The sequence below is a fragment of the Endobacterium panacihumi genome (genome assembly GCF_050847465.1).
Classification (GTDB): Bacteria; Pseudomonadota; Alphaproteobacteria; order Rhizobiales; family Rhizobiaceae; genus Neorhizobium; species Neorhizobium panacihumi.
In genome coordinates, this window is record NZ_JBOZRA010000026.1 from 1 (window position 1) to 453 (window position 453).

2 protein-coding genes are annotated in these 453 nt (G+C 47.5%); both read left to right on the top strand.

Going from position 1 to position 453, the window contains the following annotated elements:
- The first annotated feature begins 6 nt into the window (after positions 1 to 6).
- Positions 7 to 78 carry a hypothetical protein gene (locus tag ACRQ1B_RS29180; RefSeq protein ID WP_414738778.1) on the top strand — a complete coding sequence of 24 codons (72 nt, stop codon included), beginning with the start codon at positions 7 to 9 and terminating at the stop codon, positions 76 to 78.
- A 54-nt stretch (positions 79 to 132) separates the two neighbouring features.
- Entirely contained in the window at positions 133 to 255 is a 123-nt protein-coding gene (gene ecnA / locus ACRQ1B_RS29185) for a lipoprotein antitoxin entericidin A (protein WP_001316026.1), read from the top strand.
- Positions 256 to 453 lie beyond the last annotated feature (198 nt).

A 453-nucleotide genomic window follows, 5' to 3' on the forward strand; every position in this document is an offset into this window, starting at 1 on the left:
GTTCCGCTGTTCGTACAGATCGGCGAAGTCATCAAAGTGGATACCCGCTCTGGTGAATACGTCTCTCGCGTGAAGTAATGCGGTTGTGGTGCGGCCTGCAGGCTGCACCATCACTTTTTCAGGTCAGAGATGATGAAACGCCTTATCGTTCTTGTTTTGCTTGCCAGCGCGCTGCTCACGGGCTGTAACACCGCTCGCGGTTTCGGCGAAGATATCAAACATCTCGGCAACTCCATCTCCCGCGCTGCCAGCTAATTTTTCTTCTCCTCCGAAAAATCATCAGATTTCCATCATTTTTGGCGATGTTGTCTATTATTAATTTGCTATAGGCAAACATAAATAACATTACCTAAAAGGAAGACGTTATGGTGAAGAAGACAATTGCAGCGATCTTTTCTGTTCTGGTGCTTTCAACAGTATTAACTGCCTGCAACACCACGCGTGGCGTTGGTG

Bases quoted from the DNA above. Each gene is read 5' to 3' on its own strand.
- ecnA (WP_001316026.1), top strand. From the start codon at position 133: ATGAAACGCCTTATCGTTCTTGTTTTGCTTGCCAGCGCGCTGCTCACG.